The organism is Pseudomonas sp. 13B_2.1_Bac1 (assembly GCF_025466155.1).
GTDB lineage: Bacteria > Pseudomonadota > Gammaproteobacteria > Pseudomonadales > Pseudomonadaceae > Aquipseudomonas > Aquipseudomonas aylmerensis.
Map to the genome: position 1 here is coordinate 81395 of NZ_JANLOH010000104.1, position 26521 is coordinate 107915.

Sequence of the window (26521 nt, forward strand, 5' to 3'; positions counted from 1 at the left end):
CCCATGAAAATGCCTAAACGCTTGATCGCTGGTCTCGGCGTGTTGATGCTCGGCGCAAGTGCCCTGGCGCAGGCCGCGCCTTACGACCAAGGCGGCCCAGACCGTGGCGGCCCGCAAGGCCAGCACGAGCAACATGGCGACGACCACCGCGGCCCCCAGGACAACCGTCGCGGCGGCCCACCCCAGGACTTCGGCCCGGTGCGGCAGATCATCCACGACAACCATGGTCAGTTCGCGCGCGGCGCCCCACCGCCGCCGAATGTGCGCCTGGTACGCGGCCAACCACTGCCCCGTGGCTACTACGGCGAACGCCTGGACAACCGAGCGCTGGCGCGCCTGCCGGTGTACCCAGGCTACGAATGGCGCCGCTCCGGCCCGGACGTGGTGTTGATTGCGGTGGGTACCGGCATCGTCTACGAGATCCTTGACGGCGTCCTCAACTGAAACCGAGGGGCAGGGTGAGCTTGCTAGGCAAGCAGGCTGTCTGTCTGTCTGTGGCAAGCCTGCTCCCTGTGACAAGCCTTCTTCCTGTGCAAGCCCGCTCCCTGTAACAAGCCCGCTTCCTGTGGCAAACCCGCATCCTGTGGCGAGCGGGCTTGCCCCGCGTTGGGCTGCGCAGCAGCCCCAATAGAAGCTACTGCGGTATTTCAGGAATAACGCATCGCCAGGTTTTGGGGGTGCTTCGCACCCCAACGCGGGGCAAGCCCGCTCGCCACAGGATGCGGGTTTGCCACAGGATGCGGGCTTGCCACAGGGAGCCTGTCTGCTACAAAGGCTCACCTGGTAGAGAAGCCCCCATCAGCGCCAAACGCCCATCCGCCACAGGCTATTCATTCAGTTCAATACGCTCGACCTTACCCACCAACAGCACGTAGGAAAGCGCACCGAGCAACGCCAGCACCGCGATGTAGGTGATCGCCGGCGCAAACGAATCGCCGCTGGCCAAAAAGCCAATCACGATCGGCGTGGCAATCGCCGACAGGTTGCCGATGAAATTGAACACCCCTCCCGTCAGCCCGAGCAGACGCGCAGGCGCCAGGGTCGAGACCAGCGACCAGGTGATCGACGCCAGGCCATTGCCGAAAAACGCCAGCGCCAGGAACGCAATCACCCATGCCGCCGAGTCCACATAGTTGGCGCCGATGATCGCCGTGGAAATCAGCAATCCACCGATGATCGGCAATTTGCGTGCGAAACCCACCGACGCCCCCCGGCGAATCAGCCAGTCGGAAAATATCCCCGAGCAAAGCACCCCGACAAACGCCGCCAGAAACGGCAGCGACGCCAGCAAGCCGGACTTGATGAAGTCCATGCCGCGATATTTCACCAAGTACGTCGGAAACCACGTCAGGAAGAACCACAGCGTCGAGTTCAGGCAGAACTGCCCGAGGTAGATGCCCCAGAGCTTGCGCTTGCTCAGCACGATACCCAGGTCGACCCAACTGAACGGCGCCTTGGTGGCTTGCGCCTGCATGTCCACCAACCCGCCACCTTCGCGGATCAGGTCGATTTCAGCGGCGTTGGCGCCTTTGAAATCCTTCGGCTCGCGGTACACCGCGTACCAGATCACGGCCCACAGGATGCCGACGCCACCGGTGGCGACAAACACCATGTGCCAGCCGAACGCGTGCTGCAGCCACGCCAGGACCGGCGTGAGAAAGGCCAGCCCGACAAACTGCCCGGAGGTATAGACGCCAATCGCAGTGGCGCGCTCGCGTTCGGGAAACCACGTGGTGACCACACGGCTGTTGATCGGATAGGCCGGCGCCTCCAGCGCGCCGACGGCCATGCGCAGCACGAACAGCGCGATGAAACTGGCGGCGAACCCGAGCATCACCGTTGCGATCGACCACAGCAGCAGGGCGGCGGTGTAGAGAATGCGGGGCGGCACGCGGTCGACCAGCCAGCCGCCAGGGATCTGCATGGCGGCATAGGTCCAGCCGAATGCGGAAAAGATCAGCCCGACGTGCACCGGGTCGATCCCCAGTTCACTGGTCAGGGCCGGGGCGGCAATCGACAGGTTGCTGCGGTCGAGATAGTTGATCACCACGGTGATAAACAGCAGCACCATGATGAAGAAGCGCTTTCGGGTAGGCGTGACTAAAGATGCCTGCCCGGTGAAGGATTCAGGGTGCATGGGGGTTGCCTCTTGTTATGTTTATTGAGGACGGGTCGACGCGGTCAATGTGGGAGCTGGCTTGCCTGCGATGGCGGTGCGACCGCTGACTCAGCTGGCACAGGCAGACCGCTATCGCAGGCCAGCTCCCACATTCGAACAGGTCCCTTCAGGTCAATATCACCACTCGGCAAAACTGCCGTCGGCATGCCGCCAGATCGGGTTGCGCCAGCGGTGGCCGATGGCCGCGCGTTCGACCACGTATTCCTCGTTGATCTCGATGCCCAGGCCAGGCCCGTTGGGGATCTTCACGAAGCCCTGGTCATAGTCGAACACGCCCGGATCGCGCACGTAGTCGAGCAGGTCGTTGCTCTCGTTGTAGTGAATGCCCAGGCTTTGCTCCTGGATAAACGCGTTGTAGCAAACCGCATCCAGTTGCAGGCAGGCCGCCAAGGCAATCGGACCTAACGGGCAGTGCAGGGCCAGGGCCACGTCGTAGGCTTCGGCCATATTGGCGATCTTGCGGGTTTCGGTGATGCCGCCGGCATGGGAAGCATCAGGCTGGATGATGTCGACGTAGCCTTCGCTGAGCACGCGCTTGAAGTCCCAACGCGAAAACAGGCGCTCGCCCAAGGCAATGGGCGTGCTGGTCAACGGTGCCAGCTCCTTGAGGGCTTCATAGTTTTCACTGAGCACCGGCTCTTCGATAAACATCAGTTTGTACGGGTCCAGCTCCTTCATCAGCACTTTGGCCATGGGCTTGTGCACCCGGCCATGGAAGTCGACGCCGATGCCGACGTTAGGGCCGACTGCATCACGCACGGCCGCGACGTTGGCCAGGGCCAGGTCGACTTTCTCGAAGCTGTCGACGAACTGCAATTCTTCGGTGCCATTCATTTTCACCGCAGTAAAACCACGGGCCACGGCCTCTTTGGCAGCGCGCGCGGTGTCGGCGGGGCGGTCGCCGCCGATCCACGAATACACGCGGATCTTGTCACGCACCTGGCCACCGAGCAGGTCGCTGACCGACACACCGAGGGCCTTGCCCTTGATGTCCCACAGCGCCTGGTCGATACCGGCGAGGGCACTCATGTGTACGGCGCCGCCTCGGTAGAAGCCACCGCGATAGAGCACGGTCCAGATGTCTTCGATATTGCGTGGGTCTTTGCCGATCAGGTAGTCGGACAGTTCCTCGACCGCAGCAGCCACGGTGTGGGCGCGGCCTTCGACCACGGGTTCACCCCAGCCGGTGACGCCCTGGTCGGTCTCGACCTTGAGGAAGCACCAGCGCGGCGGGACGATGAAGGTCGTCAGTTTGGTGATTTTCATCTGTTATCTCTCTTATAGATGCGGCGCCTGCAGGCGCGGAACTTGATATCAGCTCAGGGCTTTCCAGGCGGCGACATAAGCCTGGGCGCGGCTCGCTACCTGATCCACTGTCATACCCGGTTTGAACAATCCCGACCCCAACCCGAAGCCCTTGGCGCCGGCGTCGATGAACACCTGCATGTTGTCCGGGGTGATACCGCCCACCGGCAGCAGCAACGTGCCGGCCGGCAATACCGCCAGCCATGCCTTGATCACCGAAGGGCCCATTTGCTCGGCCGGGAACAGTTTCAACACGTCGGCACCTTCGGCCAAGGCGGCAAAGGCCTCGGTAGGCGTGGCCACGCCGGGCGACAGGTACAGGCCGGCGGCCTTCGCCGCGCGCAACACCTTGGCATCGCTGTGGGGCATGACGATCACCTGGCCACCGGCGGCCTGCACCTGCTCGACCTGCTCGGGCGTCAACACCGTGCCGGCACCGATCAGGCAATCGGCGGGCAGGCTGTCGCGCAAGGTGCGGATGCTGGTGTACGGGTCGGGCGAGTTCAGCGGGACTTCGATCACCCGAAAGCCCGCCTGGTACAGCACTTGGCCGATGGCTTGGGCTTCGTCCGGTCGTACCCCGCGCAGAATCGCGATCAAACCGTTTTGTGCGAGTGCTTGCTTGAGCATGTCAGGCCTCCGTTGCAGGTTGAGTGAGCCCGGCCGCCACGGCCAATTGCCACAGGCCACGCTCGGTCGCTTCCTGCGCCAGGCTGACGTGGGCGAAACCGCACAAGGCGAGGGCGCGTTGGTAGCGGGCGCAGAGGGCGCCAGCACCGACCAGGATGATCGGCGTTTGCTTGGCGTGGCCAGGCAAGCCGGCGAGTTCATGGCCGATCAGCAGGCCAGACAAGTAATCGGGTTGTTGCTCCGGGGCGAGTTCGGCAGTGAGGCCCAGCGCGCGTGCGCTGAACAGCGTCGACAGCACGCCACGCTGGCCGTCCCGGGAGAGCGCCACCTGCACGCCGCGATCAAACGCGTCGGCCTGAAACTGCTCGGCGACCTTTTGCGTACGCCCGAGAATGCTGTGCTTGCTCAGTACCGCGAACAGCTCGCCGGTCATGAAGGTGTCGAAGTGAGTGATGCAACCGTCGACCACCTCGACCCATTTGGAATGGCTGCCCGGCAGGCCGATCAAGACTTCAGCGGTGCTCGGCAGGCTTTGCAGCACGCCCAGCACCTGGGTTTCTTCGCCGCGCATCACGTTGGGCAAGCCGACCTGCTCGATCACTCCCGGCACGATGTGCACCACCACGCCGCGCAGGCTGCGCACGGTGTGCAAAGCCTTGCCGAGGCTCGCGACGTCCACGGGGGTATTGCGATAAGCCGCTTCGCTCCAGCCCTGGGCGCTGCCGACCATGCCGCAGGCGATCACCGGCAAGCCTGGCTCGGCGTCGAGCCAGTCGCCGCACGCCGCATCGAACGCCAACTCGAAGCCATCGCTGCAGCGCACACCGGCAATATCCCGGGGCTCGCTGGGCAAGTGCATGATGCCGGACGCCAGCGCGCGCTGTTCCAGCACCACACCCGCCGGGCCGAGTTTGTAAGCACGAAGGGAGCTGGTCCCCCAATCGAGCGCGATCAATTGCGCCTGCATCGCTTCACCTGAGTTCTGAGCGGATGCAGCGAATATAAACCCAGGCGTACGCAAGTCTCAATATATAAATACACATCCCATATATAGGGAGAGAGCGTACAAAAGAACCGGCCTGGCGGCGATAGCGTTCTTGAGGCGCCATCGCCGGCAGGCCGGATCCTGCATCAGGGCGCAGGTCAGAAAATAGACAGGTCCAATTCGCGCATCGCCCCCATCCAGATCGCGTAGTCGGTGTGATCTTTCAGGTCATCGCCGGTATCGGGGTGCAGGAACACCACCAGGCCATTGCGGTTGAGCGCCAGCCACGGCAACACCACGCCGATGTATTCGGCGTCGAACGCCAGTTGGCAACTCCAGTCCGGGTGCGGGCCGACGGGCCGTTCATGCACGCGGCCCATGCGCAGCGGAAACAGCCTGGCACCGTCCTCGCACAAGGCCCGCGCCTGGTCGATGGTGCTGGCGTCAAAGTAGATGTGGGCGTGGTAGCCCTTGATACGTTGCATGTCGGACTCCGGATCCACTGTGCGCCAAATCCTAGACCGCAATCGATGGCAGGGCCAGCCCGGTCAGCGACTGCGCGCTGCTGGCCTGTTCCGCCACCAGCCAGTCGACAAAACGCTCGACCAGTTGCCCACGCCGCTTGCGCTGGGGTTGCACCACGTAATAGCCGAAGCGCGAGATCACGGTGTCGCCGATTGGCCGGCACAGCCAGTTCTGTTCCAGCAGGTTATCCACCAGGTGGCGCCAGCCGATGGCCACGCCCTGGCCGGCGATCGCCGCCTGGATCAGCAGGGTGTAGTTGTCGAAGCGCAGTTGCCCCGGGGTGGGCGCGGTGCTGATGCCCAGTTCGCGAAACACACCACTCCAGTCGAACCATTGGCTGTTGTTTTCCTGGCGCAGGTGCAGCAAGGGGAAATCCTGCAAATTCTGAACGGTCAGCGGCACGGCCTGGTCCTTGAGCCACTGCGGGCTGCAGACCGGGAATACTTCCTCGTTGAACAGCCACAGGCTGTCGCCCTGTTTGAACCGGCCATCACCGAAGAGCACAGCGACGTCGATATCGCTGCGCAGGGTCGCGTGGTTGCGCTCGCTGGTCACCAGGCTCACGTCGACCTGAGGGTTGGCCTGGTGGAAGCGATGCAGGCGCGGCATCAGCCAATAGGCGGCGAAGGCGAAGTCGGTGGCCACTTGCAGCACTTCATGCTGGTCCTGCTGCGTAATCGCGCTGAGGCCATGATTAATGCTTTGCAAGCCGCCTTGCACATGCTCGAACAGCAGGGCACCGGCGTCGGTCAGCTCGATGCCACGGTAGATGCGATCGAACAGGCGGATCGCCAGCTGTTCTTCCAGGCGCTTGATCTGCTGGCTGATCGCGGGCTGGGTGGTGCCCAGCTCCATAGCGGCAGCCGTAAAGCTGCGGTGGCGCGCGGCGGCTTCGAAGGCGCGCAACAGGTCGAGGGACAGGTCACCGAGGGCTTCATACATAAGCTGTGCTTATCCTAGACATTGCTTTTCATGGGCTTTACCCCATTTTCCATGGGCTGCATGCTCATTCGCATAAACACCGCCTATGGAATGCCGAAGACCCATGAAGCGCAAGAACATTCTTTTCATCATGGCCGATCAAATGGCCGCGCCGCTGCTTCCGTTCTACGGACCTTCCCTGATCAAGTTGCCCAACCTGAGCCGCCTCGCCGCGCAGGGTGTGGTGTTCGACGCCGCTTATTGCAACAGCCCGCTGTGCGCGCCGTCGCGATTTACCCTGGTCAGCGGCCAGTTGCCGAGCAAGATCGGCGCCTACGACAACGCAGCGGATTTCCCCGCCGATGTCCCGACTTATGCCCACTACCTGCGTCGTCTCGGTTATCGCACGGCGCTGTCGGGCAAGATGCATTTCTGTGGCCCCGATCAGTTGCATGGCTATGAAGAACGCCTGACCAGCGATATCTACCCGGCCGACTACGGTTGGGCAGTCAATTGGGATGAGCCGGACGTACGCCCCAGCTGGTACCACAACATGTCCTCGGTGCTGCAAGCCGGCCCTTGTGTGCGCACCAATCAGCTGGATTTCGACGAAGAGGTGGTGTTCAAGGCCCAGCAATACCTGTTCGACCATATCCGCGAAGACGGCGACCAGCCGTTCTGCCTGACCGTGTCGATGACCCACCCCCACGACCCGTACACCATTCCCAAGCCGTTCTGGGACCTGTACGACGATGCCGACATCCCTTTGCCTGCAACACCCGCGCAAGGCGACCTCGACCCGCATTCGCAACGCCTGCTTAAGGTCTACGACCTGTGGGACAAGCCGCTGCCGCTGGCCAAGATCCGCGATGCCCGCCGCGCCTACTTCGGCGCGTGCAGCTATATCGACAGCAATGTCGGCAAGCTCCTGCAAACCCTGGAAGACACCGGCCTGGCCGATGACACGATCATCATCTTCTCCGGCGACCACGGCGACATGCTTGGCGAGCGCGGCCTCTGGTACAAAATGCACTGGTTTGAAATGGCTGCGCGCGTGCCGCTGCTGGTCAGTGCGCCGGGGCAGTTTGCCGCGGGCCGCGTGACCCACGCCGTTTCCACTGCCGACCTGTTGCCGACCCTGGTGGAGCTGGCCGGCGGCGAGCTGGACCCACGCCTGCCGCTGGATGGCCGCTCGCTGCTCCCACACTTGCTGGGGCAGGGCGGGCATGACGAAGTGTTCGGCGAATACATGGCCGAAGGCACCATCAGCCCGCTGATGATGATCCGCCGTGGCGCCTACAAGTTCATCTACAGTGAGGACGATCCTTGCCTGTTGTTTGATGTACATAACGACCCGCACGAGCGGGAGGACCTCAGCCAGGCACCGGAACACCGGCCACGGTTCGAGGCGTTTTTGCGTGAAGCGCGGGCCAAATGGGACATCCCGGCGATCCACCAGCAGGTGCTCGCCAGCCAACGCCGTCGTCGCCTGGTGTTTGAGGCGCTGACCCAAGGCAAGCTGAAGAGCTGGGATCACCAGCCACTGGTCGACGCCAGTCAGCAATACATGCGCAACCATATCGACCTCGACGACCTGGAGCGCAAGGCACGTTATCCACAACCCTGCCAAAACCAATAAATACAGAGGGAAGGCCATGCAAAAATTGACTGTGGTGCTGGGCATGCTGGCGTTGAGCTGCGCCAACGTGTACGCCGACACCGGTTGTGAGACGGTGAAGATGGCCGATCCAGGCTGGAGCGACATTGCCGCGACCAATGCCATCACCGGTTTCCTGTTGAGCGGCATGGGCTACAAGGCCAAGGTCGACACCCTGGCGGTGCCGATCACCTTTGGCGGGCTCAAGGATGGCCAGGTGGATGTGTTCCTGGGCAACTGGATGCCGGCGCAACAGGGTTTCTACGACAAGTTCGTGGCCAATGGCGATGTGGTGCAACTGGCGAAAAACCTCGGCGGCACCGAGTTCACCCTCGCCGTACCGGACTATGTGTGGGACGCCGGGGTACATGACTTCGCCGACTTGAACAAATTTGCCGACAAGTTCGACAAGAAGATCTACGGCATCGGCTCCGGCGCGCCAGCGAATATCTCGCTGCAGGAGATCATCAAGAAAAATGACTTCGACCTTGGCCAGTGGAAACTGGTGGAGTCCAGCGAACAGGCGATGCTTGCCGAGGTGTCGCGGGCAGTGAAGAAACAGAAGTTCGTGACCTTCCTCGGGTGGACGCCGCACCCGATGAACGTGCAGCTGAAAATGCATTACCTCAAGGGTGGCGAAAAGTACTTCGGTGATACCGGCAGCGTGTACACCTTGACCCGCAAGGGTTATGCACAAGCCTGCCCGAATGTCGGAAAACTGCTGACCAACCTGAGTTTCACCCAGGACATGGAGAACGCGATCATGGCGCAGGTGGCCAACAACAAGGTCAGCAATGCCGATGCGGCGAAGGCGTGGATCAAGGCTAACCCGGCGGTCTTGGACAAGTGGCTGGACGGCGTGAAAACCGTGGATGGCCAGGATGCGCTGGCCGCCGTAAAAGCCAAACTCTGAAGGCAACACCACCCCCTGTAGGAGCCGGCTTGCCGGCGAAGCACTCGAAAACGCCGCGTTTTTTCAGACAACCCGCGTTATCGTTACCCACCTTCGCTGGCCCGCCAGCTCCTACAGTATTTCGAGCAGCCCGATGCCCCGGCCCACCCGCCAATCACTCTTCCCCTTCCTCGCCTGGCTCCCGCGCCAGACCCGCGCCAGTGTCGGCCGCGACGCGATGGTCGGCCTCAGCGGTGCCGTGCTCGCCTTGCCGCAGTCGATTGCCTACGCGCTGATCGCCGGTCTCCCACCCGAATACGGCCTGTACGCCGCCATCATCCCGGTGCTGATCGCCTGCCTCTGGGGCTCGTCCTGGCACCTGATCTGCGGCCCCACGGCGGCCATTTCCATCGTGCTCTACGCCAGCGTCAGCCCGTTGGCCGTGCCCGGATCACAGGACTACATCACCTTGATCCTGCTGCTGACCTTCCTCGCCGGGGTGTTCCAGTGGCTGCTGGGCATGTTGCGCTTCGGCGCGCTGGTGAATTTCGTCTCGCATTCGGTGGTGTTGGGTTTCACCCTCGGCGCCGCCGTGGTGATTGCCCTGGGGCAATTGCCTAATCTGCTCGGGCTGGATTTGCCCAGCCAGGCCACAGCGATCAACAGCCTGCTGGCGCTGATCGACCATGGCGGCGAGTGGGACCACGCTTCCTTGGGCCTCGGTTTAGGCACGTTGCTGGTGGGTGCGTTGCTCAAAGTGCTGGTGCCGCGCTGGCCGACACTGCTGATCGCGCTGGCCCTTGGCAGCCTGGCCGCCTGGGTATGGCCGGCGATGTTCGGGCATGTGGCGCTGGTCAGTTCGTTTACCGGCAAGCTGCCACCGTTCAGCCCGTTGCCGATGGACCTGGACATGATCCTGCGCCTGCTGCCCAGCGCCGTTGCGGTGGGCATGCTGGGGCTGGTGACCAGCCTGTCGATTGCCCGCTCGCTATCAGCGCGTTCTCAGCAATTGCTCGATGCGAACCAGGAAGTTCGCGCGCAGGGTTTATCCAATATTGTTGGCGGATTTTTCTCTGGCTATCTGTCAGCCGGTTCCTTTACCCGCTCCGGCCTCAGCTACGAGGCCGGTGCCTGCTCACCCTTGGCCGGGGTGTTTTCTGCCCTCTGGGTGGCGCTCTTCGCACTGTTTGGTGCGGCGCTGATCGCGCATATTCCGATCCCGAGCATGGCCGCCAGCATCTTGCTGATTTGCTGGGGCCTGGTTGACCAACGCGGCATTCGCGCATTGTTCCGGGTCAGCCGCGCCGAGTTTGTGGTGATGAGCCTGACCTGCGTCGCCACGTTGTTGCTGGAGCTGCAAACGGCGATTTACGCGGGGGTGCTGGCCTCGCTGTTTTTCTACCTCAAGCGCACGTCGCAACCGAGGGTCCAGCAGTGGCGCGACGGTGATGAAGATGTGTTGCGCGTGGGCGGCTCGATCTTTTTCGGCGCCAGCCATTACCTGCAAGTGCGCCTGCAAAGCCTTTCGGGCGAGCGGGTGGTGATCGAGGCGCAGCAGATCAATTTTATCGACTATTCCGGCGTCGAGATGCTGCACCAGGAGGCGCGGCGGTTGCGGGGGTTGGGGCGTAGCCTGACGTTGCGCCGGGCGCGGCCGCAGGTGGTGGAAGAGTTGAAAAAGCTGGAAGGGGCGGATAAATGCCCCATCCATTTCGAAGACTGAACGCGGTTAAACCTGTGGGAGCTGGCTTGCCTGCGATTGCGGTGTATCAGTGCCAGGTGAGTGGCTGACCTGCCGCTATCGCAGGCAAGCCAGCTCCCATATTGGCCATGCCCACATCAGATAGCTTCAGGCCAGCTGCCGCCGCAGTTCAGCTAAAACCGGGGCCGACTCCGGGCGCACGCCGCGCCACAGGAAGAACGCTTCCGCGGCCTGTTCCACCAGCATGCCCAGGCCATCCATCGCCACGGAGGCACCTTGCTCGGTAGCCCAGCGACAAAACGCGGTCGGTTCCTTGGCGTACATCATGTCGTAGCAGAACGTCTTGCCCGGTTCGATCAGGCTGCCGGCAATCGGCGGTACATCGCCTGACAGGCTGGCGGACGTGGCGTTGATGATCACGTCCACCGGCTCACGCAGCCAATCGAAACCACTGGCGGACACCGGGCCCAGATCGTCGAACAACTCGGCGAGCAATTCGGCTTTTTCCACCGTGCGGTTGGCGATGATCAATGAAGCGGGCCGCTCGGCCAGCAACGGCTCCAGCGCGCCGCGCACCGCACCACCGGCACCCAGCAACAGAATGCGTTTGCCTTGCAGGCCTAACCCGGCGTTGACCGTCAGGTCGCGTACCAGGCCAGCGCCGTCGGTGTTATCGCCGAGCAAGGTGCCGTCGGCCAGTTTGCTCAGGGTGTTCACAGCACCGGCGCGTTGGGCGCGTTCGGTCAAGGTATTGGCCAGGCGGTAGGCGTCTTCCTTGAACGGCACGGTGACGTTGGCACCACGGCCCTGCTGAAAAAACTCACGGGCGCAGCCGGTAAAATCCTCCAGCGGCGCCAGCAGGGTGCTGTAGTCCAGGTGCTCGCCGGTCTGCTCGGCGAACATCCGGTGAATCAGCGGCGACTTGCTGTGGCCGATAGGGTTGCCGAATACCACATAACGATCCATCAGACGGCCGCCTTGGGCGCAGCCACGCCAAGCCAGTCGCGGTCTTGCAGGAAGTAGTCAGTGAGGCGTGCTTCTTCGCTGCCGGCTGCGGCTTTCCAGTCGTAGCTCCAGCGCACTTGCGGCGGCAGCGACATCAGGATCGACTCGGTACGCCCGCCCGACTGCAGTCCGAACAGGGTGCCGCGGTCGTAGACCAGGTTGAACTCAACGTAGCGGCCGCGGCGAAACTCCTGGAATTCGCGCTGCTGCTCGGTGTAAGCCATGGCTTTGCGGCGCTGCACGATGGGCAGATAAGCGTCGATGTAGGCGTCGCCGATCGCACGGATGAAGGCGAAGCAGGTGTCGAAGTCCCACTCGTTCAGGTCATCGAAGAACAGCCCGCCGATACCCCGGGGCTCGTTGCGATGCTTGATGTGGAAGTAGCTGTCGCACCAGGCCTTATAACGCGAGTAGACCTCTGCACCGAACGGCGCACAGGCCTGCTCGGCCACACGGTGCCAGTGGATGCAGTCTTCTTCGTTGCCGTAGTAGGGCGTGAGGTCGAAGCCGCCACCGAACCACCACACCGGCTCTTCGCCGTCTTTTTCAGCGATGAAAAAACGCACGTTGGCGTGGGAAGTCGGCACATGCGGGTTGTGCGGGTGGATCACCAGCGACACGCCCAGGGCTTCAAACCCGCGACCGGCCAGCTCGGGACGATGCGCACTGGCGGACGGTGGGAGGCCGCTACCGAACACGTGGGAAAAGTTAACGCCGCCTTTTTCGATCACCGACCCGTTTTCGATCACACGGGTGCGCCCCCCGCCGCCGGCAGGCCGGGTCCAGGCGTCTTCGATGAAGCGAGTGTCCGTCTCGAAGGTTTCCAGGGCGCTGCAAATGCGGTCTTGCAGGTCAAGCAGGTAGGCCTTTACAGCCTCGGTGCGGGTAGTCATGGCATCACCTTGAATCGGGCAAAGCTACGCGAGGCCATTGGGCGTCGGCGGCAAATGGGCGCACAGGATACCACTGCACCCTGTGTCGCCGCAGTTGACGAAGATCAAGCTTAGGAGTGGGATAGTGGGCTACGCGAAATAGACCTCAGGAGAAGTGCAGATGGCCAAACGTATCCAGTTCAGCGCCCATGGCGGCCCCGAAGTGCTTGAGTATGTGGACTACACGCCGGCAGAGCCGGGCCCGCAGCAGGTTCGCGTGCGTAACGAGGCCATTGGCCTGAACTTCATCGACACCTATTTTCGCAGTGGGCTCTACGCGCCGCCGGCCTTGCCATCGGGGCTCGGCGCGGAAGGCGCTGGCGTGGTCGATGCGGTCGGCAGCGAGGTCAGCCAGTTCAAGGTCGGCGACCGCGTGGCCTATGGCAGCGGCCCGCTGGGCGCCTACAGCGAATTGCACGTGTTGCCCGCCGCCAACCTGGTGCACCTGCCGGACGACATCAGCTTCGAACAAGCCGCCGGCGCCATGCTCAAGGGCCTGACCGTGCAATACCTGCTGCGCCAGACGTATGAGCTCAAGGGCGGCGAGACCATCCTGTTCCACGCCGCTGCCGGTGGCGTGGGCTCCCTGGCCTGCCAATGGGCCAAGGCGCTGGGCGTCAAGCTGATCGGTACGGTCAGCTCGCCGGAAAAAGCTGCGCTGGCCAAATCCCTCGGAGCCTGGGAAACCATCGACTACAGCAAGGAAAACGTCGCACAGCGCGTTCTGGAATTGACCGACGGCAAAAAGGTCCCGGTGGTGTACGACGGCGTCGGCAAGGACACTTGGCTGACCTCTTTGGACAGCGTGGCACCACGCGGCCTGGTGGTGAGCTTCGGTAACGCGTCAGGCGCGGTGGACGGGGTGAACCTGGGGATTCTGGCAGCCAAGGGCTCGCTGTACGTGACCCGCCCGACCCTGGCGACCTACGCCAGCAACCCGAAAGACTTGCAGGCCATGGCTGACGACCTGTTTTCGATGATCAAGAGCGGCAAGGTGCGCATTGATATCAATCAGCGGTTTGCGCTGGCGGATGCGGCCAAGGCGCAGACGGAGCTGTCGGGGCGTCGCACCACCGGGTCGACCATTCTGTTGCCGTAAGGCTTGAGGGTGCCATCGCCAGCAAGCCGGCTAAAGCGGGCCTGCCGGCGATGGGCACGATGCGCCCTCAGGACGGCCGCACCACCTCACCGGTTGCCAGGTTTCGAATCAGGCTCGGGTTCTTGCGCCCACCCAGGGCGCCGCCCAATACCAGGTCCACCTGGCCGCGGAAGTACTGCTCCACGCGAATTCGCGTGCGCGCGGCAGGACGGCCTTGAGGATTGGCCGACGTCGAAATCAACGGCCCGACCAGCGAACACAGGTCCCGCACCAGCGGATGGTCGGTGACGCGCAACGCGACGGTGTCGTGCATCCCGGTCACCCATTCCGGCAACAGATCCTGGTGGGGCACCAGCCAGGTGTTCGGCCCCGGCCAGGTGCTGGCCATGCGGTCGATCCAGTCCTGCGGGAAGTCTTCGAAGAGAAAATCGAACTGGCGAATGTTGTCCGCCACCAGGATCAGGCCCTTGTCTACCGAGCGGTTCTTGATCGCGAGCAGACGGTCGACTGCCTCTTCATTCCACGGATCGCAGCCCAAGCCCCACACCGCCTCGGTTGGGTAGGCGATCACCGCGCCTGCGCGAATTTCTCGTGCGGTTTCCAGCACACGCCACCTGTTGACCATTGCTCACTCTCCGGACTAAAGCTCTGCGCAGTTTACCGATCTTCGTTACAAAACCTAGCAGCGCGCAAGCCAGCGCCCGCTTTCGCAGATCACCTGGCCTTCCAGCTCCAGCTCCGTCAAGGTCGCCAACACCTGGGACAGCGGGCGCCCGCTGGCAATCGCCAATCCCTCACTGGTGTGAGGCGCCGCGTGCAGCAGCGCCACCAACGGATGCACCACCGGTATCGGCACCGGACGAGACAACGCCTGCCAGCCGCGCAACCCTTCCAGAATGTGCTCGATGGTTTCCACCAGTACCGCGCCGTCGCGGATCAACTGGTGGCAGCCCTTGGCGCCGGGATGATGGATAGAGCCCGGAATCGCATACACCTCACGCCCCTGTTCAGCCGCCAGTTTCGCCGTAATCAACGAGCCACTGGCGATGCTGGCTTCCACCACCAGCACGCCCAGGGACAGGCCGCTGATGATTCGGTTGCGTCGTGGAAAGTTGGCCGCATGGGGCGCGGCGTCCAGCGCAAACTCGGAAACCACTGCGCTGCCGTGGGCAATCATCGCTTCTGCCAGGCGTCTGTGGCGCTGTGGATAAAAATTTTCCAGGCCCGTGCCGAGCACGCCGATGGTCTGGCCGCCGACATCCAATGCCGCTTGATGAGCCGCACCGTCAATGCCCAACGCCAGGCCACTGGTGATGACAAAACCGGCGCTTGCCAGGCTGCGGGAAAAGGCAGCGGCGGTGTCCATGCCTGGGCGTGATGCACGGCGACTGCCGACCATCGCCAGCTGTGGTTTTTCCAGGATCCCGGGGTCGCCTGCGACGAATAAAAGCGGCGGCGCATCGTCGATCTGGGCAAGCAAGGCGGGGTAGTCCGGCTGGTCCCACATCAGCAAATGCTGGGCCGGGTGCTGAAGCCAGCCCAATGCCCGGCTGGCACCGTCGCGGATCTCATGACTGCGCCGAGCCTCGGCGCTGATGGCTGGCAAACCCAGGGAACGCCAGGCACTGGCCGGCGCGCTGATGGCCTTTGAGGCCGAGCCGAATGCTTCCATTAATAAGCGAAAACGCTTCGGGCCCACCTCCGGCAGCCTGTGCAAGCGTAGTCGGGCTTCCAGTTCTGAAGGGGATATTTCACTGCTGTTTATCGGATACATCTGATCATCCTTGACCGGAACAAGCTGTGGATAACTCTGTTGGTAACTTATTTAGCAGGCTATTTATTGCGTTTGATCAGCACTCTCGAAACGATCCATTACGGCCAGGGGTCGGGAAGCACTGAGCACCAGGCCATAGCTGAGCTTTTCATAGGTGCGAAACACCAACAGCGTGCCGGCGCGTTCGTCCGGTAGCGTGACCGGTGCGCCAGTCAGGGTGTCGCGCACGGTCGCGCCGGCCTTGATCAATGTCAGCAGTTGGCCTTCGACCACACCGTCACGGCGGCCTTTGTTGAGGGTGACGGCATCCAGCACGCCGATCTGGGTCACCCCCCTGGGGATATCGATGATCTGTCCCGCAATGAACGGCGCTGACCGGGATGCGCCAAAGTTGGCCGGATCGATGGCAGGTTGGACGCGCAGCAAGCGATCGCCAGGCCGGACCTCCTGGGTGACCCGATGCACGGCGAGGGTGGTGAGATCACCTGCGGTTACAAATTGTGCGGTGCCGATGTCATCCGCGTTGATACCCAGCAGCTCCTGGGTGTACGGATCGGTGTAAGCCTTGCCGCGTCGCACGATTGCATAACCCGGCTGGGCAGGGTCCAGGTCGCCCCGGGCATGCACGTGCTCGTCATGGGCACCCAATACCCGGCCGTTGCCGGCGGCGACAATGTAGGGCGCGGTGTCCAGGTCGGTGGGCGAATCAAGAATGCGGTTGTGCAACAAAAAGCGCTGGATGGCCTGATAGGCCGGCGGATCCAGGCGCTGGACGGGTGCAGGAAGCAGGGCCATGGCAAGCGGGGCCCACAGCAGCAAGACGAGTAGCGATTTCCTCATGGGGTGAATCTCCTTTATTATGTGCGTTCGCGTGAAATGCCATAGCCTTCGCGGCTTGCGAGCCTTTCACACCGGCTGTCTGGGTCCATCCCAACGCCGATTTGCCTCTACCTCACATGTGCAGCAATTACGCTTATGGCTATTTTGAACATCCTCGAATTCCCCGACTCGCGCCTGCGCACGATCGCCAAACCGGTGGCCGTAGTGGACGACAAGGTTCGTCAGTTGGTCGATGACATGTTTGAAACAATGTATGAAGCCCCGGGCATCGGCCTCGCCGCGACCCAGGTCAACGTGCATCAGCGCGTCGTGGTCATGGACCTGTCGGAAGACCGCAGCGAACCGAGGGTGTACATCAATCCCGAGTTCGAACCGCTGACCGACGAGATGGGCGAATACCAGGAAGGCTGCCTGTCGGTGCCGGAGTTCTACGAGAACGTCGAACGCCCGCTGCGCGTGAAGATCAAGGCCCTGGACCGCGACGGCAAGCCGTTCGAGCTGATTGCCGAAGGCCTGCTGGCAGTCTGCATCCAGCACGAATGCGACCACCTCAACGGCAAGCTGTTTGTCGATTACCTGTCCACGCTCAAACGTGACCGGATCAAGAAGAAGCTGGAAAAAAAGCATCGCCAGCAAGCTTGATGCCCTTCTTCCAAAGGCTTGCTGCGGCAAGCCTTTTTCTTTTGTGACTGCTTTTAACCGAGACCTCCCATGACCGAGCCATTGCGCATTGTTTTTGCCGGCACCCCCGAATTCGCCGCCGAACACCTCAAGGCGCTGCTTGCCAGCCCTTATGACATCGTCGCGGTGTACACCCAGCCGGATCGCCCGGCCGGTCGCGGGCAAAAACTGATGCCGAGCCCGGTCAAGCAACTGGCGCTCGAGCACAACATTCCTGTGCTGCAACCGCCGACCCTGCGCAATGCCGAGGCCCAGGCCGAACTGGCCGCGCTGCAGCCGGATTTGCTGGTCGTGGTCGCTTATGGCCTGATCCTGCCGCAAGCGGTGCTGGATATCCCACGCCTGGGTTGCATCAACAGCCATGCGTCGCTGCTGCCGCGCTGGCGCGGTGCGGCGCCGATCCAACGCGCCGTGGAAGCCGGTGACCGTGAAAGCGGCGTCACCGTGATGCGCATGGAGGCTGGCCTGGACACCGGCCCGATGCTGCTCAAAGTCACTACCCTGATCACCGCCGAAGACACTGGCGGCAGCCTGCACGACCGCCTGGCCGAACTGGGCCCACCTGCCGTGATCCAGGCCATCGCCGGGCTCGCCGCCGGTACCCTGGAAGGCGAAGTGCAGGACGACAGCCTGGCCACCTACGCCCACAAGCTGAACAAGGACGAGGCGCGCATCGACTGGAACCGCCCGGCCGTGGAGCTGGAGCGCCTGGTGCGCGCGTTCAACCCGTGGCCGATCTGCCACAGCAGCCTCAATGGCGAAGCCCTGAAGGTATTGGCTGCCACCCTGGCCGACGGTAAAGGCGTTCCCGGTGAAATCATTGGCGCCAGCAAGGACGGCCTGCTGGTCGCCTGTGGTGAGCAGGCGCTGTGCCTGACTCGTCTGCAATTGCCCGGGGGCAAGGCGCTTAATTTCAGCGATTTGTTCAACAGCCGTCGTGAGAAATTTGCCCTGGGCACGCTTCTCGGGGTGGTCGCGCAATGAATCCGCGTCTGGCCGCCGCCAAGGCTCTCGCCGCCGTCCTCAACGGCAAGGCTTCGCTGAACAGTTCGTTGCCCACGCAGCTCGATAAGGTCGACGACCGCGACCGTGGCTTCACCCAGGACCTGGCCTTCGGCACTGCCCGCTGGCAGCCGCGCTTGTCGGCGCTGGCGGCCAAGCTGCTGCAAAAGCCGTTCAAGGCGGCGGATGCCGATGTCGAAGCGTTGCTGCTGGTGGGCCTCTACCAGTTGCTCTACACCCGCGTGCCGGCCCACGCGGCCATCGGCGAAACCGTCGGTTGCGCCGATAAACTGAAAAAGCCCTGGGCCAAGGCGCTGCTCAATGCCGTACTGCGCCGCGCCCAACGTGAAAGCGAAGCGCTGCTGGCCGAGCTGGAGCATGACCCGGTGGTGCGCACCGCCCACCCGCGCTGGCTGCAAAAGTCCCTGAAAGCCTTCTGGCCCGAGCAATGGGAAGCCATTTGCGCGGCCAACAATGCACACCCGCCGATGATTCTGCGGGTCAACCGTCGCCATCACCACCGGGACAGCTACCTGCAACTGCTGGCGGACGCCGGCATTGGCGCTACCGCCTGCGTGTACAGCATCGACGGCATTGTGCTCGACGCCGCCACCGATGTGCGCAGCCTGCCGGGCTTTGCCGAAGGCTGGATCAGCGTGCAGGACGAAGCCGCGCAACTGGCCGCCGACCTGCTCGACCTGGCCCCCGGCCAGCGCGTGCTGGACGCCTGCTGCGCGCCTGGCGGCAAGACCTGTCACATTCTTGAGGTCGAAAAAGACCTCGCCGGTGTGGTCGCCGTCGACCTCGAAGCCAAGCGCCTGGTGCGCGTGCGGGAAAACCTCGCACGCCTGGGCCTGAGTGCCGAGCTGATCGCCGCCGACGGCCGCGATACCGCCACCTGGTGGGATGGCAAGCCGTTCCAGCGCATCCTGCTTGACGCCCCCTGTTCCGCCACCGGCGTGATCCGTCGCCACCCGGACATCAAGCTGACCCGCCAACCCGACGACATCGCCGCCCTGGCCGTGCTGCAGGGCGAGTTGCTCGACGCACTGTGGCCGACCCTTGAAGTCGGCGGCATCCTGCTCTACGCCACCTGCTCGACCTTGCCCACCGAAAACACCGAGGTGATCCAAGCCTTCCTCGCCCGCACCAGCGGTGCGCGTGAGCTCGATCTCGCCACGGCCGCCGGCATCAAGCAGCCCCATGGTCGCCAATTGCTTGCACAGGAAGGCGGACACGACGGCTTCTATTACGCCAAACTGATCAAGATTGCCGCCGCACGCGGCTGAATGGGTTTAAGGGAGTGACCGGATGAAAATCATCATCCTTGGGGCAGGGCAAGTTGGTGGCACGCTGGCCGAGCATTTGGCCAGTGAAGCCAACGACATCACTGTGGTCGACACCGATGCCGAACGCCTGCGCAACCTTGGCGACCGCCTGGACATCCGCACCGTGCAGGGCCGCGCGTCATTTCCGACGGTGCTGCGCCAGGCCGGTGCCGACGACGCCGATATGCTGGTGGCGGTGACCAACAGCGACGAGACCAATATGGTCGCCTGCCAGGTCGCCCACACCCTGTTCCACACGCCGACCAAAATCGCCCGCGTGCGTGAGGCGGCTTACCTGACCCGTGCCGGGCTTTTCGACAACGACGCGATTCCAGTGGACGTGCTGATCAGCCCGGAACAGGTGGTGACCCACTACATCAAGCGCCTGATCGAAATTCCCGGGGCCTTGCAGGTGATCGACTTCGCCGAGGGCAAGGCCCAACTGGTGGCGGTGAAGGCCTACTACGGCGGTCCGTTGGTGGGCCAGCAATTACGCCAGCTGCGCGAACACATGCCGAATGTGGAAACCCGCGTGGCGGCGATCTTCCGCCGCGACCGACCGATCCTGCCCCAGGGCGACACCGTGATCGAGGCCGACGACGAAGTATTTTTCATCGCTGCCAAAGCCAATATTCGTGCGGTGATGAGCGAAATGCGCCGGCTGGACGAGACCTACAAACGCATCGTCATCGCCGGTGGCGGGCAGATTGGCGAGCGCCTGGCCGAAGCCATCGAGAGCCGCTATCAGGTCAAGATCATCGAGATGAATCCTGCACGCTGCCGGCACTTGTCCGACACCCTCGACAGCACCGTCGTCCTCCAAGGCAGCGCCTCGGACCGTGACCTGCTGATGGAGGAGAACATCGCCGACGCCGATATCTTCCTGGCGCTGACCAACGATGACGAGGCCAACATCATGTCGTCCTTGCTGGCCAAGCGATTGGGCGCCAAGAAGGTGATGACCATCATCAACAACCCGGCCTATGTCGACCTGATCCAGGGCGGCGATATCGACATCGCCATCAGCCCGCAGCTGGCGACCATCGGCACCTTGCTTGCCCACGTGCGCCGGGGCGATATCGTCAGCGTGCACTCCCTGCGACGTGGCGCGGCGGAAGCCATCGAGGCGATTGCCCACGGCGATGCGAAATCGAGCAAGGTGATCGGCAAGGCCATCCGCGATATCGGCCTGCCGCCGGGCACCACCATTGGTGCGATCATTCGCGACGAAGAGGTGATCATTGCCCACGACGACACGGTGATCGCCACGGGTGACCATGTGATCCTGTTCCTGGTGGACAAGAAACATATCCGTGATGTGGAGAAATTGTTCCACGTGGGGCTGAGTTTTTTCTGATCAACACATTCAGCTGAGCCTGCCGCCCTCATCGCGGGCAAGCCCGCTCCCACAGGAGATCGCGCTCCTGCTATGGAAGCGGGTTTGCCCGCGAGGGCGTTATTGAAAACCCGACCTAGCTAAAGGATGCACAGCCATGCTCGAATCCCTGGAAAAAATGCTCGCCAAGGGTGTGGATAACTCATTGCTACGCTTTGGCTTGGGCAAGGGTTATCTGGATCTGAAGGACAACGCCAAGGCGGCGGAGCATCTGCACAAGTGCGTCGAATTTGATCCGAAGTATTCGGCGGCGTGGAAGCTGTTGGGCAAGGCGCAACAAGGCCTGGGTGATAACGCCGCAGCGCGGCTGGCGTGGGAGAAGGGGATCGAAGCGGCCCTGGCGCATGGCGATAAACAGGCCGAGAAAGAGATGACGGTGTTCCTGAAGAAACTTGATCGCCAAGCCTGAAGAGATTCCTGTGGGAGCTGGCTTGCCTGCGATGCAGGCAACTCGGTCCTTCAGTTACACCGAGGTGATGCCATCGCAGGCAAGCCAGCTCCCACACTGGATCTGCATGGGTCTACAGATCGACGTGAATCAATACCACCGCGCCTCGCCCGGCGGGCGTTTCTTGAAGCGCTTCATGCTCCACATGTACTGGCTCGGGTAGGCGCCGACATAACGCTCCACCACCTTGCTCATCGCCGCGCAGGAGGTGGCAGTGTCGGTGCTGTACATGTCTTCCGGCGCCGCTTCCAGGATCACTTTGTAACCCGAGCCGTCCGGCAGCCGCAGGGCATGCAGGAACACGCCGACCGCCTTGTGGCCCGCGAGCATGTTCGGCACGAACTTGCTGGTCAGGGCCTGGGTGGCAAAAAACGGTACGAAGATGCCGGCCGACTCCGCCGGCTCCGGGTCGGCAGGGATGCCCACCTGGCCGCCTTTTCGCACTTCCTTGATCACACTGAGGATGCCTTCCTTGGTGGAGGCCGCCACGCGGTTACCCAATTGCACGCGCTGTTTGCGCAACAATTCGTCCACGGCCTTGAGCTTGGGCGGACGGTAAAAGATGATCGGTTTGCACTGGCTGCAATAGAAGTGGTTCAACACCTCCCAGTTGCCCAGGTGGCTGGTGATACCGACCACGCCCTTGCCCGAGGCCAGGGCTTCATGCAGCACTTCCAGGCCTTCGACTTCGCGCACCAGGTCGATGGAGCGCTGGGCCGGCCAGATCCAGGCGCAGGCGCTTTCGGTCAGCGACTTGCCGATGTCCATCAAGCTGCGACCGACCAGGCGTTCGCGCTCGACCGGGTCCATCTCGGGGAAGCATTTGGAGAGGTTGATCCGCACCGTGTCGCGAGAGCGGTTGGGGGTCTTCCACATGATCCAGCCAATCGCCGTGCCGACCGCTTGAACCGCGCGCCAGGGCAATAGGGCAAACAACCGAAGAGCGCCTACCAGCAAGGCGCCTTTAAACTTTTCCACAGGTCACTCCTGATCGTGTGTGGTGCGCAAAGCGGCCATTCTAACCGGCGTTGGCCAAGTCCGCGTAACGGTCGCAATCCTGAGTGTGGTCCATGACCATGCCCGAGGCCTGCATGAACGCGTAACAGATGGTCGGGCCGACGAAGGTGAACCCGGCTTTTTTCAGGGCGCGGCTCATGGCCTCGGCCTCCGGCGTAATGGCCGGGACCTGGCTGCGGTCCTTGAAATGATTGACCTTGGGCACGCCTCCCACAAACGACCACAGAAACTCCACCGGGTCCTCCAGCGCCAGCCAGGCAGCGGCATTGCGTCGGGTGGCGTTGAGCTTGAGGCGATTGCGCACGATGCCCGGGTCGAGCATCAGCGCTTCGATTTCTGCATCGGTCAGCTGTGCCAGGCGCTGGGCATCAAAGCTAAACAAGACCTTTCGATAATGCTCGCGTTTGCGTAAAACGGTGATCCAGGACAGGCCCGCCTGGAACCCTTCGAGCAAAAGCAACTCGAACAAACCCTGCGCATCGCGCAGCGGCGTTCCCCACTCTTGATCGTGATAAGCCATGTACAGCGGATCTTCAGAACACCAAAAGCAGCGTGGCATAAGGCTCCAGGGAGTGGTGGCAGGGCCGAATCGGGTATACTCCCGCTCTTTAAATCGCAGCCCAAGTAACAGGTGAATTTCGTGAGCCAGCCTACGCCAGCCGTGCGTACCTTCCAAGACTTGATCCTCGCCCTCCAGCAATACTGGGCCGAGCAAGGTTGTGTGGTACTTCAGCCCTACGATATGGAAGTAGGCGCCGGCACTTTCCACACCGCTACCTTCCTGCGGGCCATCGGCCCGGAAACCTGGAACGCCGCTTATGTGCAGCCCAGTCGTCGCCCGACTGACGGCCGCTACGGCGAAAACCCGAACCGTCTGCAGCACTACTACCAGTTCCAGGTAGTCCTGAAGCCGAACCCGGACAACTTCCAGGAACTGTACCTGGGCTCGTTGAAACATGTCGGCCTGGACCCGCTGGTCCACGACATCCGTTTCGTCGAAGACAACTGGGAATCGCCAACCCTCGGCGCCTGGGGCCTGGGCTGGGAAGTCTGGCTCAACGGCATGGAAGTGACCCAGTTCACCTACTTCCAGCAAGCGGGCGGCATCGAGTGCTACCCGGTAACCGGCGAGATCACCTACGGTCTCGAGCGCCTGGCCATGTACCTGCAAGGCGTGGATTCGGTCTACGACCTGGTGTGGGCTGACGGCCCGTTCGGCAAAGTCACCTACGGCGACGTGTTCCACCAGAACGAAGTGGAGCAGTCCACCTACAACTTCGAACACGCCAACGTCGACAAGCTGTTCGAACTGTTCGACTTCTATGAAAGCGAAGCCAAGCGCCTGATCGAACTCGACCAGCCGCTGCCGTTGCCGAGCTATGAAATGGTGTTGAAGGCGTCCCATACCTTCAACCTGCTGGATGCTCGCCGTGCCATCTCGGTAACCGCGCGCCAGCAATACATCCTGCGTGTGCGCACCCTGGCGCGTTCCGTCGCCCAAGCCTACCTGCTGGCTCGCGCCAAGCTGGGCTTCCCGATGGCTACCCCGGATTTGCGTGATGAAGTGTTGGCTAAGCTGGAGGCTGCACAATGAGTGCTCAAGATTTCCTGGTTGAACTGGGCACCGAAGAGCTGCCACCCAAGGCACTCAATACCCTGGCCGACGCGTTCCTGGCCGGTATCGAAAAAGGCCTGCACAGCGCTGGCCTGAAGTTTGAAGCGAAAAAAGTCTACGCCGCGCCACGTCGCCTGGCCGTATTGCTGACCGCGCTGGAAACCCAGCAGCCAGACCGTAACATCAACCTGGACGGCCCACCGCGCCAGGCCGCTTTCGATGCTGACGGCAACCCGACCCAAGCGGCCCTGGGTTTTGCCAAGAAGTGTGGCGTCGAGCTGAGCGAAATCGATCAAAGTGGCCCGAAACTGCGTTTCAGCCAGGTCATCAAGGGCAAGCCAACGGCCAGCCTGTTGCCGACGATCGTGGAAGATTCCCTGAACGACCTGCCGATCCCCAAGCGCATGCGCTGGGGCGCGCGCAAGGAAGAGTTCGTGCGTCCGACCCAATGGCTGGTGATGCTGCTCGGTGACCAGGTCATCGACTGCACGCTCCTTGCCCAGAAGGCCGGCCGTGATTCCCGTGGCCACCGCTTCCACCATCCGCAGAGCGTGCGCATCACCTCGCCGGCCAACTACCTCGACGACTTGCGTGCAGCCTACGTGCTGGCCGATGCCAACGAGCGTCGCGAGCTGATCAGCAAGCGCACCGAAGAGCTGGCCCGCCTGCAGGAAGGCACCGCCATCGTGCCGCCAAGTCTGCTCGACGAAGTGACCGCGCTGGTTGAATGGCCGGTGCCGCTGGTGTGCTCGTTCGAAGAGCGTTTCCTCGACGTGCCGCAAGAAGCGTTGATCACCACCATGCAGGACAACCAGAAGTACTTCTGCCTGCTGGACGTGGATGGCAAGTTGCTGCCGCGCTTTATCACCGTGGCCAACATCGAGAGCAAGGACCCACAGCAGATCATCGCCGGTAACGAGAAAGTCGTGCGCCCGCGCCTGACCGACGCCGAGTTCTTCTTCAAGCAAGACAAGAAGCAGAAGCTCGAAGACTTCAACCTGCGCCTGCAAAACGTGGTGTTCCAGGAAAAACTCGGCAGCGTCTACGACAAAGCCGTGCGCGTCTCCAAGCTGGCCGCCTACATCGCGCCACGCATTGGTGGGGATGCTGCCTGGGCTGCGCGTGCAGGCTTGCTGTCCAAATGCGACCTGGCCACCGAGATGGTCGGCGAGTTCCCGGAGATGCAAGGTGTTGCCGGCTACTACTACGCCCTCAACGACGGCGAGCCGGACGATGTCGCCCTGGCGTTGAACGAGCAGTACATGCCGCGCGGTGCCGGCGCTGAACTGCCGACCACCCTGACCGGTGCAGCCGTGGCGATCGCCGACAAGCTGGACACCCTCGTGGGTATCTTCGGTATCGGCATGTTGCCTACCGGCAGCAAAGACCCGTATGCCCTGCGCCGTGCGGCCCTGGGCGTGCTGCGTATCCTGATCGACAAGAAGCTGGACCTCGACCTGACCCAGGCCGTGGTGTTCGCGGTCGGCCAGTTCGGCGGCAAGGTCAAGCAGGCCGGCCTGGCCGAGCAAGTGCTGGAGTTCGTGTTCGACCGCCTGCGTGCGCGTTACGAAGACGAAGGCGTGGATGTCTCGGTGTACCTGTCGGTACGTGCCCTGCAGCCGGGTTCGGCGCTGGACTTCGACCAGCGCGTACAAGCCGTGCAGGCCTTCCGCAAACTGCCTGAGGCCGATGCCCTGGCCGCCGTGAACAAGCGCGTGTCGAACCTGCTGAGCAAGGCCGAAGGCCTGGGCAACGCCGATGTCGACCCTGGCCTGTTTGCCGATGCCAAGGAGTTCTCGCTGAACTCGGCCATTGCCAAGGCAGAGAACGCCGTGAAGCCGCTGATCGCCGAACGCAACTACGCCGAAGCCCTGGCGCGCCTGGCCACCTTGCGTGAGCCGGTGGATGCGTTCTTCGAAGCGGTGATGATCAATGCCGAAGACGCGGGTGTACGCAAAAACCGCTACGCCATGCTGGCGCGTCTGCGTGGCCTGTTCATCAATATCGCCGACATTTCCGTACTGGGCTGATCATGTTGAAACTGCTGATTCTCGATCGGGACGGGGTGATCAATTACGACTCCGACGCTTACATCAAGTCGGTGGCGGAGTGGATTCCACTGCCCGGCTCGATCGAGGCCATCGCGCAGTTGAGCAAAGCCGGCTGGACGGTGGCCATCGCCACCAACCAGTCCGGCATCGCCCGCGGTTACTACGACATCGCCACCCTGGACGCCATGCACGCGCGCTTGCGCACGTTAGTGGCCGCGCAGGGCGGTGAGGTGGGGCTGGTGGTGTACTGCCCCCACGGGCCGGATGAGGGCTGCGATTGCCGCAAACCCAAGCCTGGCATGTTGAAAACCATTGCAGAACATTACAAGGTGCCCTTGGCTGGGCTATGGTTCGTCGGGGACAGCCTCGGTGACCTGGAGGCGGCCAAAGCCGTCGACTCTCAGCCAGTTTTGGTTAAGACCGGGAAAGGCGAAAAGACCCAGGCGAAAAACCTGCCGGTAGGCACCTTGATTTTTGACGATCTGGCGGCGGTTGCCGCAGAACTTATCAACAACTAGCCGCCCTCGACTTCCTGAC

Annotated in this window: 26 protein-coding genes; 13 read left to right on the top strand and 13 right to left on the bottom strand. The window is 62.6% G+C overall.

Going from position 1 to position 26521, the window contains the following annotated elements; translation table 11 throughout:
* Nucleotides 1-3: 3 nt before the first annotated feature.
* Nucleotides 4-444, top strand: a complete 441-nt coding sequence (locus tag NTD80_RS25965; RefSeq protein WP_065902741.1) for an anti-virulence regulator CigR family protein — start codon at nucleotides 4-6, stop codon at nucleotides 442-444.
* Between the two features lie 382 nt (nucleotides 445-826).
* Here NTD80_RS25965 and NTD80_RS25970 read toward each other — a convergent pair whose 3' ends face one another.
* The 6 genes from NTD80_RS25970 to NTD80_RS25995 form a co-directional block, all read right to left on the bottom strand.
* The gene (locus NTD80_RS25970; protein WP_262135450.1) at nucleotides 827-2137 is read right to left on the bottom strand and encodes an MFS transporter; all 1311 of its coding nucleotides are present in this window, start codon (nucleotides 2135-2137) and stop codon (nucleotides 827-829) included.
* 159 nt (nucleotides 2138-2296) lie between these two features.
* Entirely contained in the window at nucleotides 2297-3445 is a 1149-nt protein-coding gene (gene dgoD, locus NTD80_RS25975) for a galactonate dehydratase (RefSeq protein WP_003187297.1), read from the bottom strand.
* 48 nt (nucleotides 3446-3493) lie between these two features.
* On the bottom strand, nucleotides 3494-4114 hold the full coding sequence (locus NTD80_RS25980) for a 2-dehydro-3-deoxy-6-phosphogalactonate aldolase (protein WP_120447315.1): 621 nt from the start codon (nucleotides 4112-4114) through the stop codon (nucleotides 3494-3496).
* A gap of 1 nt (nucleotide 4115) precedes the next feature.
* Nucleotides 4116-5081: a 2-dehydro-3-deoxygalactonokinase gene (locus NTD80_RS25985; protein WP_262135451.1), complete on the bottom strand. Its 966-nt coding sequence runs from the start codon at nucleotides 5079-5081 to the stop codon at nucleotides 4116-4118.
* Between the two features lie 176 nt (nucleotides 5082-5257).
* Nucleotides 5258-5584 carry a DOPA 4,5-dioxygenase family protein gene (locus tag NTD80_RS25990; RefSeq protein ID WP_065902730.1) on the bottom strand — a complete coding sequence of 109 codons (327 nt, stop codon included), beginning with the start codon at nucleotides 5582-5584 and terminating at the stop codon, nucleotides 5258-5260.
* 31 nt (nucleotides 5585-5615) lie between these two features.
* A complete protein-coding gene (locus NTD80_RS25995; RefSeq protein ID WP_120447313.1) occupies nucleotides 5616-6566 on the bottom strand; it encodes a choline sulfate utilization transcriptional regulator in 951 nt (316 codons plus the stop codon).
* Between the two features lie 103 nt (nucleotides 6567-6669).
* On the opposite strand from NTD80_RS25995, the gene betC reads away from it, so the two are divergent.
* The 3 genes from betC (at nucleotide 6670) to NTD80_RS26010 (ending at nucleotide 10817) form a co-directional block, all read left to right on the top strand.
* On the top strand, nucleotides 6670-8184 hold the full coding sequence (gene betC, locus NTD80_RS26000; RefSeq protein ID WP_262135452.1) for a choline-sulfatase: 1515 nt from the start codon (nucleotides 6670-6672) through the stop codon (nucleotides 8182-8184).
* A 16-nt stretch (nucleotides 8185-8200) separates the two neighbouring features.
* Nucleotides 8201-9115: a choline ABC transporter substrate-binding protein gene (gene choX / locus NTD80_RS26005; RefSeq protein ID WP_262135453.1), complete on the top strand. Its 915-nt coding sequence runs from the start codon at nucleotides 8201-8203 to the stop codon at nucleotides 9113-9115.
* A gap of 133 nt (nucleotides 9116-9248) precedes the next feature.
* Nucleotides 9249-10817, top strand: a complete 1569-nt coding sequence (locus tag NTD80_RS26010; protein WP_120447310.1) for a SulP family inorganic anion transporter — start codon at nucleotides 9249-9251, stop codon at nucleotides 10815-10817.
* Between the two features lie 126 nt (nucleotides 10818-10943).
* Here NTD80_RS26010 and aroE read toward each other — a convergent pair whose 3' ends face one another.
* Both aroE and hemF read right to left on the bottom strand, forming a co-directional pair.
* Nucleotides 10944-11762 carry a shikimate dehydrogenase gene (gene aroE, locus NTD80_RS26015; RefSeq protein ID WP_262135454.1) on the bottom strand — a complete coding sequence of 273 codons (819 nt, stop codon included), beginning with the start codon at nucleotides 11760-11762 and terminating at the stop codon, nucleotides 10944-10946.
* Nucleotides 11762-12694, bottom strand: coding sequence for an oxygen-dependent coproporphyrinogen oxidase (gene hemF, locus NTD80_RS26020; protein ID WP_065902724.1), 933 nt, complete (start codon nucleotides 12692-12694; stop codon nucleotides 11762-11764). Before hemF ends, aroE begins: the two co-directional genes overlap by 1 nt.
* A 160-nt stretch (nucleotides 12695-12854) precedes the next feature.
* Here hemF and NTD80_RS26025 point away from each other — a divergent pair, with 160 nt between their 5' ends.
* Nucleotides 12855-13832, top strand: a complete 978-nt coding sequence (locus NTD80_RS26025) for an NADPH:quinone reductase (protein WP_065902722.1) — start codon at nucleotides 12855-12857, stop codon at nucleotides 13830-13832.
* A 67-nt stretch (nucleotides 13833-13899) separates the two neighbouring features.
* On the opposite strand, the gene NTD80_RS26030 is transcribed toward NTD80_RS26025, so the two are convergent.
* The 3 genes from NTD80_RS26030 to NTD80_RS26040 form a co-directional block, all read right to left on the bottom strand.
* A complete protein-coding gene (locus NTD80_RS26030; protein WP_065902720.1) occupies nucleotides 13900-14457 on the bottom strand; it encodes an L-threonylcarbamoyladenylate synthase in 558 nt (185 codons plus the stop codon).
* Nucleotides 14458-14511: 54 nt separating this feature from the next.
* The gene (gene dprA / locus NTD80_RS26035; protein WP_262135455.1) at nucleotides 14512-15606 is read right to left on the bottom strand and encodes a DNA-processing protein DprA; all 1095 of its coding nucleotides are present in this window, start codon (nucleotides 15604-15606) and stop codon (nucleotides 14512-14514) included.
* Between the two features lie 63 nt (nucleotides 15607-15669).
* Entirely contained in the window at nucleotides 15670-16446 is a 777-nt protein-coding gene (locus NTD80_RS26040) for a peptidoglycan-binding protein (RefSeq protein ID WP_262135456.1), read from the bottom strand.
* A 135-nt stretch (nucleotides 16447-16581) separates the two neighbouring features.
* Here NTD80_RS26040 and def point away from each other — a divergent pair, with 135 nt between their 5' ends.
* From def to NTD80_RS26065, 5 genes are all read left to right on the top strand, one after another.
* Entirely contained in the window at nucleotides 16582-17088 is a 507-nt protein-coding gene (gene def / locus NTD80_RS26045; protein WP_053127413.1) for a peptide deformylase, read from the top strand.
* 69 nt (nucleotides 17089-17157) lie between these two features.
* Nucleotides 17158-18111, top strand: coding sequence for a methionyl-tRNA formyltransferase (gene fmt / locus NTD80_RS26050; protein WP_262135457.1), 954 nt, complete (start codon nucleotides 17158-17160; stop codon nucleotides 18109-18111).
* The gene (rsmB, locus tag NTD80_RS26055; RefSeq protein ID WP_065902715.1) at nucleotides 18108-19418 is read left to right on the top strand and encodes a 16S rRNA (cytosine(967)-C(5))-methyltransferase RsmB; all 1311 of its coding nucleotides are present in this window, start codon (nucleotides 18108-18110) and stop codon (nucleotides 19416-19418) included. The genes fmt and rsmB overlap by 4 nt, the downstream gene beginning before the upstream one ends.
* 22 nt (nucleotides 19419-19440) lie before the next feature.
* The gene (trkA, locus tag NTD80_RS26060; RefSeq protein WP_065902713.1) at nucleotides 19441-20814 is read left to right on the top strand and encodes a Trk system potassium transporter TrkA; all 1374 of its coding nucleotides are present in this window, start codon (nucleotides 19441-19443) and stop codon (nucleotides 20812-20814) included.
* Between the two features lie 136 nt (nucleotides 20815-20950).
* Nucleotides 20951-21262: a hypothetical protein gene (locus NTD80_RS26065; protein ID WP_262135458.1), complete on the top strand. Its 312-nt coding sequence runs from the start codon at nucleotides 20951-20953 to the stop codon at nucleotides 21260-21262.
* 129 nt (nucleotides 21263-21391) lie between these two features.
* Here NTD80_RS26065 and NTD80_RS26070 read toward each other — a convergent pair whose 3' ends face one another.
* Together NTD80_RS26070 and NTD80_RS26075 are read right to left on the bottom strand one after the other, a co-directional pair.
* Nucleotides 21392-22279, bottom strand: coding sequence for a lysophospholipid acyltransferase (locus NTD80_RS26070; protein WP_065902711.1), 888 nt, complete (start codon nucleotides 22277-22279; stop codon nucleotides 21392-21394).
* Nucleotides 22280-22319: 40 nt separating this feature from the next.
* Nucleotides 22320-22877, bottom strand: coding sequence for a DNA-3-methyladenine glycosylase I (locus NTD80_RS26075; protein WP_262135459.1), 558 nt, complete (start codon nucleotides 22875-22877; stop codon nucleotides 22320-22322).
* 81 nt (nucleotides 22878-22958) lie between these two features.
* On the opposite strand from NTD80_RS26075, the gene glyQ reads away from it, so the two are divergent.
* From glyQ to gmhB, 3 genes are read left to right on the top strand one after another with little or no spacing between them, the layout of a single operon-like run.
* Nucleotides 22959-23912 carry a glycine--tRNA ligase subunit alpha gene (gene glyQ / locus NTD80_RS26080; protein ID WP_003187265.1) on the top strand — a complete coding sequence of 318 codons (954 nt, stop codon included), beginning with the start codon at nucleotides 22959-22961 and terminating at the stop codon, nucleotides 23910-23912.
* Nucleotides 23909-25963, top strand: coding sequence for a glycine--tRNA ligase subunit beta (gene glyS / locus NTD80_RS26085; RefSeq protein WP_065902707.1), 2055 nt, complete (start codon nucleotides 23909-23911; stop codon nucleotides 25961-25963). Before glyQ ends, glyS begins: the two co-directional genes overlap by 4 nt.
* Entirely contained in the window at nucleotides 25963-26502 is a 540-nt protein-coding gene (gmhB, locus tag NTD80_RS26090; protein WP_262135471.1) for a D-glycero-beta-D-manno-heptose 1,7-bisphosphate 7-phosphatase, read from the top strand. Before glyS ends, gmhB begins: the two co-directional genes overlap by 1 nt.
* Nucleotides 26503-26521 lie beyond the last annotated feature (19 nt).